Origin of the sequence: Marinobacter sp. F3R08, from assembly GCF_018860425.1 — a bacterium.
Lineage (GTDB): Bacteria > Pseudomonadota > Gammaproteobacteria > Pseudomonadales > Oleiphilaceae > Marinobacter.
In genome coordinates this window covers 98,151-111,498 of the sequence record NZ_JAHKPI010000016.1, presented here as the reverse complement: position 1 = coordinate 111,498, position 13,348 = coordinate 98,151, and the positions used below count along the sequence as shown (strand labels likewise).

Annotated in this window: 12 protein-coding genes; 6 read left to right on the top strand and 6 right to left on the bottom strand. The window is 56.3% G+C overall.

Annotated elements, in window-relative coordinates; translation table 11 throughout:
• Positions 1–201: 201 nt before the first annotated feature.
• The 3 genes from cysN to KO499_RS12025 form a co-directional block, all read right to left on the bottom strand.
• Entirely contained in the window at positions 202–1,860 is a 1,659-nt protein-coding gene (gene cysN / locus KO499_RS12035) for a sulfate adenylyltransferase subunit CysN (protein WP_215984005.1), read from the bottom strand.
• Position 1,861: 1 nt separating this feature from the next.
• Positions 1,862–2,770 carry a sulfate adenylyltransferase subunit CysD gene (gene cysD, locus KO499_RS12030; protein ID WP_215984004.1) on the bottom strand — a complete coding sequence of 303 codons (909 nt, stop codon included), beginning with the start codon at positions 2,768–2,770 and terminating at the stop codon, positions 1,862–1,864.
• Positions 2,771–2,929: 159 nt separating this feature from the next.
• A complete protein-coding gene (locus tag KO499_RS12025; protein ID WP_215984003.1) occupies positions 2,930–3,340 on the bottom strand; it encodes a PilZ domain-containing protein in 411 nt (136 codons plus the stop codon).
• A 314-nt stretch (positions 3,341–3,654) separates the two neighbouring features.
• Here KO499_RS12025 and rimO point away from each other — a divergent pair, with 314 nt between their 5' ends.
• Entirely contained in the window at positions 3,655–5,001 is a 1,347-nt protein-coding gene (gene rimO, locus KO499_RS12020) for a 30S ribosomal protein S12 methylthiotransferase RimO (protein ID WP_215984002.1), read from the top strand.
• A gap of 68 nt (positions 5,002–5,069) precedes the next feature.
• On the opposite strand, the gene gatB is transcribed toward rimO, so the two are convergent.
• Genes gatB through gatC form a run of 3 tightly spaced genes read right to left on the bottom strand, consistent with a single transcriptional unit; the run spans position 5,070 to position 8,352 of the window.
• Positions 5,070–6,521, bottom strand: a complete 1,452-nt coding sequence (gene gatB, locus KO499_RS12015) for an Asp-tRNA(Asn)/Glu-tRNA(Gln) amidotransferase subunit GatB (protein WP_215984001.1) — start codon at positions 6,519–6,521, stop codon at positions 5,070–5,072.
• A 34-nt stretch (positions 6,522–6,555) separates the two neighbouring features.
• On the bottom strand, positions 6,556–8,013 hold the full coding sequence (gene gatA, locus KO499_RS12010) for an Asp-tRNA(Asn)/Glu-tRNA(Gln) amidotransferase subunit GatA (RefSeq protein WP_215984000.1): 1,458 nt from the start codon (positions 8,011–8,013) through the stop codon (positions 6,556–6,558).
• Positions 8,014–8,064: 51 nt separating this feature from the next.
• On the bottom strand, positions 8,065–8,352 hold the full coding sequence (gene gatC, locus KO499_RS12005; protein ID WP_215983999.1) for an Asp-tRNA(Asn)/Glu-tRNA(Gln) amidotransferase subunit GatC: 288 nt from the start codon (positions 8,350–8,352) through the stop codon (positions 8,065–8,067).
• A 445-nt stretch (positions 8,353–8,797) separates the two neighbouring features.
• On the opposite strand from gatC, the gene KO499_RS12000 reads away from it, so the two are divergent.
• Genes KO499_RS12000 through rng form a run of 5 tightly spaced genes read left to right on the top strand, consistent with a single transcriptional unit; the run spans position 8,798 to position 13,311 of the window.
• A complete protein-coding gene (locus KO499_RS12000; protein ID WP_008170134.1) occupies positions 8,798–9,838 on the top strand; it encodes a rod shape-determining protein in 1,041 nt (346 codons plus the stop codon).
• 2 nt (positions 9,839–9,840) lie between these two features.
• A complete protein-coding gene (mreC, locus tag KO499_RS11995) occupies positions 9,841–10,749 on the top strand; it encodes a rod shape-determining protein MreC (RefSeq protein ID WP_228339935.1) in 909 nt (302 codons plus the stop codon).
• Entirely contained in the window at positions 10,749–11,225 is a 477-nt protein-coding gene (gene mreD, locus KO499_RS11990) for a rod shape-determining protein MreD (protein WP_215983998.1), read from the top strand. Before mreC ends, mreD begins: the two co-directional genes overlap by 1 nt.
• A gap of 2 nt (positions 11,226–11,227) precedes the next feature.
• Positions 11,228–11,833, top strand: coding sequence for a Maf family protein (locus KO499_RS11985; protein ID WP_215983997.1), 606 nt, complete (start codon positions 11,228–11,230; stop codon positions 11,831–11,833).
• Positions 11,830–13,311 carry a ribonuclease G gene (gene rng / locus KO499_RS11980; protein WP_215983996.1) on the top strand — a complete coding sequence of 494 codons (1,482 nt, stop codon included), beginning with the start codon at positions 11,830–11,832 and terminating at the stop codon, positions 13,309–13,311. The genes KO499_RS11985 and rng overlap by 4 nt, the downstream gene beginning before the upstream one ends.
• The last annotated feature ends 37 nt before the right edge of the window (positions 13,312–13,348 follow it).

Genomic DNA, 13,348 nt, shown 5'->3' with positions numbered 1-13,348 from the left:
GTTTCGGTTAACTCAGAGACGCGGGATTCTGCCATGGATTGGCGTGGGATTCATTCGCAGGCTTCGGGTTTTGGGGCAGGCCGCAGGGCAGGTGATTCTTTTTTCTCGTTTTTTACCTGGAAGGGTAACAACAGAGAGATCCCCTGCCCCGGCGCCAGCCGCCGGGGCAGGGGAATCTCAGATCTACTCAGAAGCCAAATATCAAATCCGCTTGCTGCGAATCAACTCCTGAACAAGTTTGCTCACCGCCTCAGGAATTTCCTGCTCACTGTCAGCGGTTACTGCAGCGTTGGCGATGTCCGTGCCAAGGTTGACGGTAATGGCAACCAGGCCATGGGAAGTCAGGAGCTGAGACGCGCGGCGACGTTCGTCGGCATCGCCGGCGTTCTCTTCAGTGACCACCACAGCGGTCTTGCCCTGGTCAAACAATGCGCGCTCAACCGCAAGTGCCAATGCCGGTGCCTGACGGCCATTGCAGGCGATGATCGCCGGCTTCTGAGCCAGTCGGCGTTCGCGTTCCTCCACGGACACAGGGTCCAGGGATTCGCCGCTGTCGGCCAGACCGGCCACCATGCCCGCCCCGACGGTGACGTTGGACAGCCGGTCGATCACGATAAAGCTACCGGTGGCGTGGTTACGCTGGTACGCATCAAAGGCGATCGGTTGGTTCAGAGTCAGCTCACACAGGCCAATCTCGTTCAGCTGGAGCTGGCTTGGATTGGCTTGCTGTTCAAGGGAGTTTACGTCGGTCTGGTGGTGGATTTTTTTGACCGTACCGGAGGTAAAGGTCGGGCCCAGCTTGATGTCGTAGAGCCGACCGGTTTCCAGCGGAGCATCGGTCATCCATACGATGTTGGCGTTGAAGCGATTGCCCACTTCCGGTTCGTCTTCCACTTTCACCAGCATGTCGCCCCGGCTGATGTCGATCTCATCGGCCAGTGTCAGGGTGACGGCCTGGTCAATGAAGGCTTCGTCCAGATTGCCGTCGAAGGTTACAACCTCTTTCACCGTGCTGGTGCGCCGGGAGGGCAGGGCCATGACCTGCTCGCCGGGACGGATTACGCCTGAGGCGATGGTGCCGCAGAAGCCCCGGAAATTGAGGTTTGGACGGGTTACATACTGAACCGGGAAGCGGAAGTGCTCCAGGTTCTTGTCCCGGCCGACTTCCACGGTTTCCAGAATTTCCATAAGTGGTTGGCCGGTGAACCAGGGCGTGTTCTCGCTCTTGTTCACAACGTTGTCGCCCTCAAGAGCCGACAGCGGTACAAAGCGGATATCTTTCGGGCCCAGCTTGGCGGCAAATGCCAGATAATCGTCTTTGATTTCATTGAAGCGTGCCTCGCTGAAATCCACCAGATCCATCTTGTTTACGGCGACCACAATATGGCGGATGCCCAGCAAAGAGGCAATGTAGGAGTGGCGGCGAGTCTGGGTTAGGACGCCATGACGGGCGTCAATCATCAGGATTGCCACTTGCGCGGTGGACGCACCGGTAGCCATGTTGCGCGTGTATTGCTCGTGGCCCGGGGTGTCGGCAATGATGAATTTGCGTTTGTCCGTGGAGAAATAGCGATAGGCTACATCGATGGTGATGCCCTGTTCCCGCTCAGCCTGCAGGCCATCAACCAGTAGTGCGAGGTCCAGCTTTTCGCCGGTCGTTCCCATTTTGGCGCTGTCGGTTTTCAGGCTCGCCATGTGATCTTCGTAGATCATCTTGGTGTCATGGAGCAGGCGGCCGATCAGCGTGCTTTTACCATCGTCCACGCTGCCACAGGTGAGCAAGCGCAGGAGTTCTTTGTTTTCGTGCTGCTTCAGGTAGGCCTGAATATCTTCTGCAATAAGATCAGACTGGTGTGACATCTTAGAAGTATCCTTCCCGCTTTTTCTGTTCCATGGAACCGGCTGAGTCGTGGTCGATCACCCGACCCTGGCGTTCGGAACTCGTGGCCAGCAACATTTCCTGGATAATGTCCGGAAGCGTATTGGCTTCGGATTCGATGGCGCCCGTCAATGGGTAGCAGCCCAGTGTCCGGAAACGGACAGATTTCATCATCGGTTTCTCGCCTTCCTTCAGTGGCATGCGGTCGTCGTCCACCATGATGAGAGTGCCGTCGCGCTCGACTACAGGGCGCTCGGCGGCGAAGTAAAGTGGAACGATGTCAATATTTTCCAGGTAGATGTATTGCCAGATGTCCAGCTCGGTCCAGTTGGACAGCGGAAACACCCGGATACTTTCGCCTTTATTGACCTTGCCGTTGTAGATGTTCCACAACTCGGGGCGCTGGTTTTTTGGATCCCAGCGGTGGTATTCATCGCGGAAGGAATACACTCGCTCCTTGGCGCGGGATTTTTCCTCATCCCTGCGGGCTCCGCCGAACGCAGCATCGAACTTGTACTTGTCCAGTGCTTGCTTCAGGGCCTGGGTTTTCATCACATCGGTGTGCTTTGCACTGCCGTGGGAGAATGGCCCGATCCCCTGATCTACCCCCTCCTGGTTGGTGTGAACAATCAGATCCAGACCAAGCTTCTCAGCGACTTTGTCCCTGAATGTGATCATGTCCCGGAACTTCCAGGTCGTGTCGACGTGCATCAGCGGAAAAGGTGGCTTTCCCGGGTAGAAGGCTTTCAGGGCCAGATGCAGCATCACCGCGGAATCCTTGCCAATGGAATATAGCATTACCGGATTGTCGAATTCGGCTGCTACTTCCCGGATGATGTGGATGCTTTCTGCTTCCAGCTGTTTCAGATGCGTGAGATTGTATGTGGTCATGGTAATCCGTTGCCGCCGTGTGGGCCGTTTTGGCTATGCGAATTGATAAGGCAACTATACCAGAGCAGGTGAGGGTATAAGAAGGCGGCCAACTAGACATTGGCGTTATAACAATATAGCAGGGGCGGTGCCGGGGCTCAGGATACCGCAGGGGCGTGCTTAAGCCGAGTTGCGGGCGTCGGCAAGTAATTTGGAGACATAGCGGTCGATGTAATCAAAACCATTGCCTTCAAATTCCGCGAACTGAATACCGAGCTGGAATTCGTCCCGCGCGATACGGCGTATATGAACAATGTTGCCATCCGCGATAACGGAAACCGGCTGTGTGGCAACCACAGGCACCGCGAAGCAGGTCTTCACCCCAATCCAGTTGCCTGGCGCCGGTGCCTTTTGCGCGGGTATGAGTTGTTTTACCGCCTCTTGGTTGCAGGAGATCATAACACCGGTGCGAGAGAGGTTTGAAACCGAGCAGGTCAGGCAGCAGCCGTCGGGTTTCTCGATGGTGATATCAGTGGCTACGTCCACTCGCTGCTGGTTACGCAGGTTCAGTTTGGCGGCGACAGGTTTCATGTTCACTCTTCTGGCGTGTTCGGTTTCAAATGAGGCTGCCTTTCCCATAAATCCCTTCCAGAGAAACACTTAAACTCATGATAAGCGCATGAAAGTGTAGTTGTTTACTTTGTGATCAGCAAGAGGTCTGCCGCCTATAGTGGCAGATTTGTTGAATCTTTCTGACCGAGACGTCACAAATTTGGTATCTGCTGATGCCTCCTCCAGAGGGTAGCGATCTCTCTTTTGCTGCAGTCGGCCCCATGCCTGGTGTAAAATCGGTGCCTTCATTCATTTGTGGGCTCGTGCTGAGCTCCGGGAATTCCAAGCTTTATATGACAGATAACACTCAGAACCCCACCGCATCCGGGAACGGCAAAGTTGGTTTCATCAGCCTGGGGTGTCCCAAGGCTCTCGTAGACTCCGAGCGTATTCTCACCCAGCTGAGGCTGGACGGTTACGACGTTGTGCCCACTTATAATGACGCCGATATTGTGGTGGTCAACACCTGCGGATTCATCGATGCAGCCAAACAGGAGTCTCTGGACGCCATTGGTGAGGCTATCAGCGAAAACGGCAAGGTGATTGTGACCGGTTGTATGGGGGTTGAAGCGGACAAGATTCGTGACACTCATCCCGGTGTTCTGGCGGTTTCCGGTCCCCATGCCTATGAAGAGGTGGTCGGTGCGGTCCACCAACATGTTCCCCAGGACAAACAGCACGATCCTTTTACCGATCTGGTTCCGCCCCAGGGGATCAAGCTTACCCCCCGGCACTACGCCTACCTGAAGATTTCCGAGGGCTGCAATCACCGATGCACCTTCTGCATCATTCCCTCGATGCGAGGCGATCTGGTCAGTCGACCCATCGGAGATGTAATGGACGAGGCCCAGCGCCTTGTGGATGCTGGCGTGAAAGAGCTGCTGGTGATCTCTCAGGACACGTCGGCTTACGGTGTAGATACCAAATACCGTACAGGTTTCTGGCAGGGCCGCCCGCTGAAGACCAAAATGCAGTCGCTATGTGAGGCTCTTGGCGAAATGGGTGTGTGGGTCCGCCTGCACTATGTTTACCCCTATCCTCACGTAGACGCCATCATTCCCCTGATGGCCGAAGGCAAGATCCTGCCTTACCTGGATATCCCGTTCCAGCACGCCAGCCCGAAAGTCCTCAAGGCGATGAAACGTCCGGCCCACGACAGCAAAACCCTGGAGCGTATCCGAAAATGGCGCGAGATCTGCCCCGAGTTGACCATCCGCTCCACGTTTATTGTCGGTTTCCCCGGTGAAACCGAGGAAGATTTCCAGTACCTGCTGGACTGGCTGGATGACGCTCAGCTCGACCGTGTGGGTGCGTTCAAGTACAGCCCGGTAGAGGGCGCCAGGGCCAACGAACTGGAAGGTGCCGTGCCTGAGGAAGTAAAAGAGGAGCGCCTGGCCCGGTTCATGGAAAAACAAGCGACCATTTCAGCGGCTCGCCTGCAGGCCAAAATCGGCCAGACCATTGATGTCCTGATCGACGAGGTAGATGAGGAGGGTGCTATTGGTCGGTCAAAAGCCGACGCTCCGGAAATCGACGGCATGGTCTACCTGAATGAAGAAACCGGCCTTGCTCCCGGGGAAATTGTTCAGGCTGTCGTTGAGCATGCCGATGAGCACGATCTCTGGGCCCGTCTGGTCTGAGTTGTCAGGGCTTCCCCCGGACTGAACGACCCGGGCCGCGGCGATAAGCCACGGCCCGGGTCGGCAGGTCATCCTCCGAGCTTGCGAACAAGAATCTCGTTGAACAGTTTCGGGTTACCCTGGCCTTTAGAGGCTTTCATCAGTGGCCCCATGAAGCCGCCAAGCATTTTCTTGCGCTTCTTCGGATCTTCTTCATTCTGGTACTGGGCCACCTGATCTGGCATGCCCGTCAGAACCTCATCCACCATGGCTTCCAGGGCGCCGGTGTCAGACACCTGCTTCAGTCCCTTGGCGTCGATAATGGCGTCGACATTATCGTTCTCGCCAGACCAGAGTGCCTCGAAGACCTTCTTCGCGCCGGCAGAAGAGATTGTGTTGTCGGCAATCCGCACCACCAGGTTACCCAGCTGGGCGCCGGTAATCGGGGAGTCGGCAACGGTCTTCTCCTCGGCGTTCAGGCGGGCGGAGAATTCGCCCTGAATCCAGTTGGCCACCAGTTTGGCGTCCTTGGCGTGGCTGGCGGCTTCCTCAAAGAACGCGGCCAGTTTCGAATCGCTACTGAGCAGGCCTGCGTCGTAATCGTTCAGGCTGTACTGGTCCATAAACCGGGCTTTACGGGCGTCGGGCAGTTCCGGAAGGTTGGCTCGGGCAGCCTCGATGAACGATTCATCGATCTCTACCGGAAGCAGGTCCGGGCAGGGGAAGTACCGGTAATCGTTGGCTTCTTCCTTGGTCCGCATCGACCGGGATTCATCCCGGTCCCCGTTGTACAGCCGGGTTTCCTGAACGATAGAGCCGCCGTCTTCAAGGATGTCCATCTGCCGTTCCACTTCGTGGGCAATGGCCTGTTCCATAAAGCGGAAAGAGTTCAGGTTTTTGGTCTCGGTACGGGTGCCCAGAGTTTCTGAGCCCTTTGGTTTCAGCGAGATGTTGACATCGAAACGCATGGAGCCCTGAGACATATCGCCGTCGCAGATGCCCAGAGACGTTACGATGCCGTGCAGCTTCTTGGCAAAGGCGACCGCTTCCTCGGAGCTGGTCATGTCTGGCTCGGTGACCACTTCAATCAGCGGTGTTCCCGCCCGGTTGAGGTCCACGCCGGTCATGCCATGGAAGTCTTCATGCAGGGATTTGCCGGCATCCTCTTCCAGGTGGGCGTGGTGAATGCGCACGCGCTTGGACTCGCCATTCGCCAGTTCGATGTCCACAAAGCCGGGGCCCACGATCGGGCGCTCCAGTTGGGTGGTCTGATAGCCTTTGGGCAGATCAGGGTAGAAATAGTTTTTCCGCTCGAACACCGAGCGGCGTTCGATGTCGGCATTCACGGCCAGGCCGAACATCACCGCATAGCGAAATGCCTGTTCGTTGGGTACTGGCAGTGTGCCGGGCATGGCCAGGTCAACGGCGTTGGCCTGGGTGTTGGGCTCGGCACCGTAAGCGGTGCTGGAGCCGGAAAAGATCTTGGTTTTGGTGGCGAGCTGAACGTGAATTTCCAGCCCGATCACAATGTCCCACTGCATAATTGCTCTCTCCTGTATGGGGCCTGTCCCGGACTTATTGCGGTTCACGCTGGTGCCAGTCGGTCACCTGCTGGAATTGATGGGCGGCGTTCAGCAATCGGGCCTCTGAGAAGTAATCCCCGATTATCTGAAGTCCCACTGGTAGACCATCCACGAAGCCTGCGGGTACCGACATGGCAGGAATGCCCGCCAGGTTGATAGCGATGGTGAAAACATCTTCCAGGTACATGGTTACCGGATCGCTGGTCTTCTCGCCCTGAATAAAGGCAGGCGAGGGCGTGGTCGGGCTCATGAGCACGTCCACTTCTTTGAAAGCATTGATGAAATCTTGCTGAATCAGACGGCGAACCTTCTGAGCTTTCAGATAATAGGCATCAAAATAGCCTGCAGAAAGGGCGTAGGTGCCGACCAGAATCCGACGTTTCACCTCGGTGCCAAAACCCTCGGCCCGGGAGCGGGTGTAAAGGTCCATCAGGTCTTTCGGGTCTTCACAGCGGTAGCCGTAACGCACCCCGTCAAAGCGGGACAGGTTGGCGGACGCCTCTGCCGGTGCAATCACGTAATAGGCTGCAATGGCCAGCTTTGCATTGGGCAGTGAGACCTCTTTAACGGTGGCCCCCAGCTTCTCGTATTCTTTAACTGCATTGCGAACCTGCTGCTCCATCGCCGGGCTGAGCTGATCACTGAAATACTCTTTCGGCAAGCCAATTTTCAGGCCCTTTAGCGGCTCATTGAGCGTTGCGGTGTAATCCGGCACCTCACGATCAAGCGAGGTGGAATCCTTGGGGTCAAAGCCTGCCATCACGTTCAGCATCAGCGCATTGTCTTCGGCTGTGCGGGCCATGGTGCCGCCCTGATCGAGACTGGAGGCAAAGGCAATCATTCCGTAGCGGGACACCCGGCCATAGGTCGGCTTCAGTCCGGTGACACCGCAAAGCGCCGCCGGCTGCCGGATGGAACCACCGGTGTCCGTGGCTGTCGCTGCCGGAACCAGTCGCGCTGCAACCGCTGCGGCAGACCCGCCAGATGAACCGCCTGGTACCCGCTTCTCGCCCTGGCTCAGACCCCAGGGGTTGGTGACTGCACCAAAATGACTGGATTCATTGGAGGAGCCCATGGCGAACTCGTCCATATTGGTTTTGCCCAGACAGACGGCGCCCGCCTGGCGGAAATTCGCCGTGACGGTTGCATCGTAAGGGGGAGTGAACGCCTCCAGCATTTTCGAGCCACAGGTGGTGCGAACCCCGTTGGTACAGAAAATATCCTTGTGAGCAAACGGAATCCCCGTCCAGGGCGTTACATTCCCTGCGGCCCGCTGCTCATCGGCCGCCCGGGCGTCGGCCAGGGCTTGCTCTCGGGTGACGGTAATAAAACTGTTGTATTTGCCATCTTCCTGATCAATGCGGTCAAGGAACTGCTGCGTCAGCTCCACACTGGAAATCTGGCCGCTTTCCAGTTCCCGGGAAAGCTCTGCTACGGATTTGTTATGCATGATGAATCCTGAAATCGCTGTTCGTCAGATCACTTAATTCCCGTGAATCGCTCACTCAATCACTCTGGGAACCAGATAAAGCCCGTTCTCGGTAGCTGGCGCAATTGCCTGGAACGACTCCCGTTGATTGGTCTCTGTCACCTCATCAGCGCGAAGACGCTGGACGGCATTCAGTGGATGGGCCATGGGCTCAACCGAATCGGTGTCTGCTGCACCCAGTTGATCTACCAGATCCAGGATATTGCCCAGATCCTTCTCCAGAGCCGAAACCTGCTCGTCATCCACACGAATGCGGGCGAGCACAGCGACTTTCTCAATGTCCTCACGGGAAATGGTCACGCATTGCCTCCCAGATAAATGAAATGTCGGTAAGTAAAAAAAATCAGAATATGCACGGGATTTGGGGTGGTTGGAAAAGGCTGTCCAAAACTGTAAAGGGCCAGCGATGGCTCGAAGCAAGCGAACATGGGCGAAGCAGGCGCCATGGAAGCGAAGCCACGCGTGCCGCGTCACGACAGCAATCGGTGATTGCTGGCTGGCCCCGCTTGAGGGCGCTTGCAACGTGTTTTGGACAGCCTTTTCCAACCGTCCTTGCACCCAAATCAAATATAAGCGCGCTATGGTAACAGATTCGAACACCGGCGGGAGACCCCAGCTCTTAAGGTAAATGTGTGAACCGTAAGGCGGGAGGCCTGTTCGCGCCTTGCCTGCAGGGGTGCTCACTGCTAAAGTTGCCGCATCTTTTCTTTGCGACTGCAACTCTCAGGTTGAAACTACACGAATGTTGATAAAAAGACTCCGAGGCATCTTCTCCAGCGATCTGTCCATCGACCTGGGCACCGCCAACACCCTGATCTACGTGCGTGAGCGCGGAATCGTGCTGAACGAGCCCTCGGTAGTGGCCATTCGCACCAACAACTCACAGAAAATGGTGGCCGCCGTTGGCGCTGAGGCCAAGCGTATGCTCGGCCGTACGCCGGGCAATATCACCGCTATCCGTCCCATGAAAGATGGCGTGATTGCAGACTTCGTCGTTACCGAGAAAATGCTTCAGCACTTCATTCATAAGGTGCATGAGAACAGTTTCATTACGCCCAGCCCGAGAGTACTGGTGTGCGTGCCCAGCAAGTCCACCCAGGTTGAGCGCAAAGCCATTCGTGAATCGGCGCTCGGTGCCGGCGCCCGGGAAGTGTTTCTCATCGAAGAGCCCATGGCCGCAGCTATTGGTGCCGGGCTTCCGGTTGAAGAGGCCAGTGGTTCCATGATTGTTGATATCGGTGGTGGTACTACCGAAATCGCCATCATCTCCCTGAACGGTATTGTCTATGCCGAATCCGTCCGGGTGGGGGGGGACAAGTTTGACGAAGCCATCGTGACCTACGTGCGCCGCAACTACGGCAGCCTGATTGGTGATTCCACAGCTGAACGTATCAAGCATGAAATCGGTTGCGCTTATGAGGGGCTGGAAATTCGCGAGATCGACGTCCGAGGTCGCAACCTGGCTGAAGGTGTGCCTCGGGCATTCACCCTCAACAGCGAGGAAATTCTCGACGCTCTGCAGGAGTCTCTGGCCCAGATCGTTCAGACGGTCAAGAGTGCTCTGGAGCAGTCGCCGCCCGAACTGGCCTCGGATATTGCCGAGCGCGGTATCGTGCTGACTGGTGGTGGGGCCTTGCTTCGCGGGCTTGACAAGCTGATCAGCGAAGAGACCGGATTGCCGGTCATTATTGCAGAAGATCCGCTGACCTGTGTCGCCCGTGGCGGCGGCAAAGCGCTGGAAGTGATTGATCGCGGTGGCATCGGAATGTTCTCCCAGGAGGGATAATCCTGTGGGGAGGGCTCGCCATTAAAACCATCTTTGTTCAGGGGCCTGTTCCTGGTTTCAGACTCCTCCTTGTTCTTGTTTTATCGGCAGCCCTGGTGGTTGTCGATGCGCGTTTCGACAAACTCTCAACCGTGCGCAGCACCATTGCGACTGGCCTGGCTCCGGTATACTGGCTGGGCAATGCGCCCTACGAGTTTACGGACTGGGCGGCCGGACTGTTCGAAAACAAGCAGGACCTGCAGGCAGAGAATGAAGATCTCCGGGCCCGTTTGCTGATCCTTGAACGCCGTGCCCTGAAATACGCAGCGCTGGCCTCTGAGAACAACGAATTGCGACGCCTGATGAACTCGTCTGAGGTGCTGGACGACCGGGTGATCGTTGGTGAGGTGGTTGGTGTTTCGCCAGATCCTTTTTCCCATGAGATTATTGTCAACAAGGGGCGCAGGGACGGACTGTCACCGGGGCAGGCCATTCTCGATGCCCATGGCCTGATGGGGCAGGTAGTACAGAGCAGCCAGATAACCTCTCGTGTATTGCTGGTCTCTGACAGTAGTCATGCAGTGCCTGTAGAGGTGGTGCGTAACGGATTACGGGCGATTCTGCTGGGTACCGGCAATACCGATGCTCTGGATCTTGTTCACGTGCCGGACACCGCCGATATCCGTGAAGGCGATCTTTTGGTCAGTTCTGGTCTTGGTGGCCGCTTCCCAAGAGGCTATCCGGTGGCGGAAGTCAGCCGTATTTCCAAGGAGCCTGGTGAGCCTTTCGTTTCTATCCAGGCCACGCCCAAGGCACAGCTGAATCAGAGTCGTCTCGTGCTGGTGGTTTTTCCGCCGGAAGGCGCCTCCAGCACTGAGGCCGAGTCTGCTGCCAATGTTGGCGAAGAAAACGCCCAGGGAGGGCAGGACTGATGTTATCGGTAATCAGTTATCCGGTCTTTGCACTTTCCGTGGTCTTTGCCCTGGTGTTCAGTATTTCCCTGTTTCCTGTTGGCTGGTTCGAGTTTCGACCAGAGTGGCTGGGGCTGGTGGTTTTTTACTGGACCTTCAGGGCGCCTGCACAGTTCGGCATACTGCTGGCCTGGTGCCTTGGCTTGCTGCTGGACGTGCTGGAAGCCACTCCTCTGGGCGTCAATGCCATGGCCATGGCGCTGATCGCCATACTGGTGTTGACCATTCACCAGCGTCTGCGTATGTATCCGATGCCCCAGCAATGCCTGATGGTGTTTTTGTTACTGGGTATCAATCAGATGCTGGTGCATTTCGTGAAGCAGTTACTGGGCGCCGACGATGCTGGATTCAGTTACCTCTGGCCGGCCCTGACCAGCGCACTGGTATGGCCCTTCTTCTGTATCCTGCTGGACAACATTAACCGCAAACTGGGTTAGCCATGGCATCCATCATTCTCGCATCTGCCTCGCCCCGCCGGGGAGAGCTGTTGCAGCAAATCGGCCTGAGCTTCAGGACTTGTCCGGCGGATATAGATGAAACCCCTGAGGCCGATGAAACGCCAGAGCACTATGTTGAACGATTAGCTCGGGAGAAGGCCCTGAGCGTCGCCGAGGGGGCGCCAGAGTGTCTGGTTCTGGGGTCGGACACCTCGGTCGTGCTCGATGGACAGATCCTGGGCAAACCTTCAGATCCCACAGATGCCTCGGAAACCCTGGCCCGGCTATCCGGTGCCACTCATCACGTCATGACTGCCGTAGCATTGGCCTTTGAAGGGCAATGCCAGTCGGTTCTGGTAATTACCGAGGTGCGTTTCAGGCAGCTCCCGGAGGCCGAGATCGAAGCCTACGTGGCGAGTGGCGAACCCATGGATAAGGCCGGAAGTTATGGGATTCAGGGACTTGGTGGTATTTTTGTTGATGAGCTCCGGGGTAGCTACAGTGCCGTGGTTGGTCTGCCGCTGCAGGAAACCGCCGCATTGCTGGCTGGTGCCGGTTACCCGGTCTGGAAAAACTGGCCGAGCAGTCTGGAGAGCCAAACCTTATGAGTGAAGAAATTCTTATCAACGTCACTCCCGTGGAAACACGGGTGGCCCTTGTCGAGAACGGCATGCTGCAGGAGGCTTACATAGAGCGCGCCAGCAGGAAAGGCATTGTCGGGAATATCTACAAGGGCAAGGTGGTACGTGTTTTACCGGGTATGGAAGCGGCGTTCGTCGATATTGGTCTGGAACGGGCTGCATTTATACATGCGTCTGATGTGGTTCCGAGTCAGTCCAATGGCGATGAGCCCGTCTATTCCCCGAAGACTGTCCCGGATATTCGCAGCTTGCTCCGTGAAGGGCAGTCTCTGGTTGTCCAGGTTACCAAAGACCCCATTGGTACCAAGGGCGCACGTCTGACCACCCAGCTTTCCATTCCATCCCGGTATCTGGTGTTTATGCCAGGTGTCAGCCATGTTGGTATTTCCCAGCGGATTGAAGATGAAACCGAGCGGGCGCGTTTGAAAGCGCTGGTGGGCGAGGCCGCAGTGGAGGATCAGGACGTTCAGGGTGGTTATATCATCCGGACAGCGGCAGAAGCGGCGTCACCTGAGGATCTGACTGGCGATATGGCCTACCTGCATCGGTTGAGTCATTCAATCCATGAGCGGATTGCCCGAGTCCAGGCCCCGGCTGTTGTCTACCAGGACCTGCCGTTGTTTATCCGAACTATCCGGGATCTGATAAGACCCCAGACGGAAAAGATCCGAATCGACAGTCGGGAGAGCTATCAGCGGGTGATGGAGTTTGTCGAGGAGTTCGTTACAGAATTTGCTGACAAAGTTGAATATTACCCGGGTGAGCGTCCTATTTTCGATCTCTACTCGGTGGAGGATGAGATTCAGAAAGCGTTGAGCCGAAAGGTTCAGCTCAAGTCTGGCGGTTATGTGATCATCGACCAGACCGAGGCCATGACCACGATCGACATCAATACCGGTGGATTCGTGGGGCATCGAAACCTTGAAGAGACTATTTTCAAGACCAATCTTGAGGCCGCCCGCTCCATCAGTCGGCAGCTGCGCCTGCGTAACCTCGGTGGCATTATCATCATCGATTTTATCGACATGGAAGATCCGGAGCATCAGCGTCAGGTTCACCGTATGCTGGAAAAAATGCTCGAACGTGATCATGCCAAGACCAAGATCACCGGGGTGTCGGAACTGGGGCTGGTGGAAATGACCCGAAAACGCACCACGGAAAGCCTTGGGCAGGTGCTTTGCGAACCTTGCCCGGTCTGTGATGGACGCGGTTTCCTGAAAACCACTGAAACCGTCTGCTATGAGATTTTTCGTGAAATTCTTCGGGTAAATCGTGCCTATGATGCCGAAAGCTATCTGGTGATGGCCTCCCAGAGCGTGGTCGATCGTCTGCTGGATGAGGAATCGGACAATGTCGCCGACCTGGAGACCTTTATCAGCAAGACCATCAGGTTTCAGGTGGAACCATTCTACAGTCAGGAGCAGTACGATGTTGTTCTGCTCTAGCCCCGGGAAACTGCGCCGGTTACTGGATTAAGGGGCC

What these genes read in the sequence shown, in the direction of transcription:
- cysN (WP_215984005.1), bottom strand. Translation starts at nt 1,860, where the DNA reads ATGTCACACCAGTCTGATCTTATTGCAGAAGATATTCAGGCCTACCTG.
- cysD (WP_215984004.1), bottom strand. Translation starts at nt 2,770, where the DNA reads ATGACCACATACAATCTCACGCATCTGAAACAGCTGGAAGCAGAAAGC.
- KO499_RS12025 (WP_215984003.1), bottom strand. Translation starts at nt 3,340, where the DNA reads ATGAAACCTGTCGCCGCCAAACTGAACCTGCGTAACCAGCAGCGAGTG.
- rimO (WP_215984002.1), top strand. Translation starts at nt 3,655, where the DNA reads ATGACAGATAACACTCAGAACCCCACCGCATCCGGGAACGGCAAAGTT.
- gatB (WP_215984001.1), bottom strand. Translation starts at nt 6,521, where the DNA reads ATGCAGTGGGACATTGTGATCGGGCTGGAAATTCACGTTCAGCTCGCC.
- gatA (WP_215984000.1), bottom strand. Translation starts at nt 8,013, where the DNA reads ATGCATAACAAATCCGTAGCAGAGCTTTCCCGGGAACTGGAAAGCGGC.
- mreD (WP_215983998.1), top strand. Translation starts at nt 10,749, where the DNA reads ATGTTATCGGTAATCAGTTATCCGGTCTTTGCACTTTCCGTGGTCTTT.
- KO499_RS11985 (WP_215983997.1), top strand. Translation starts at nt 11,228, where the DNA reads ATGGCATCCATCATTCTCGCATCTGCCTCGCCCCGCCGGGGAGAGCTG.
- rng (WP_215983996.1), top strand. Translation starts at nt 11,830, where the DNA reads ATGAGTGAAGAAATTCTTATCAACGTCACTCCCGTGGAAACACGGGTG.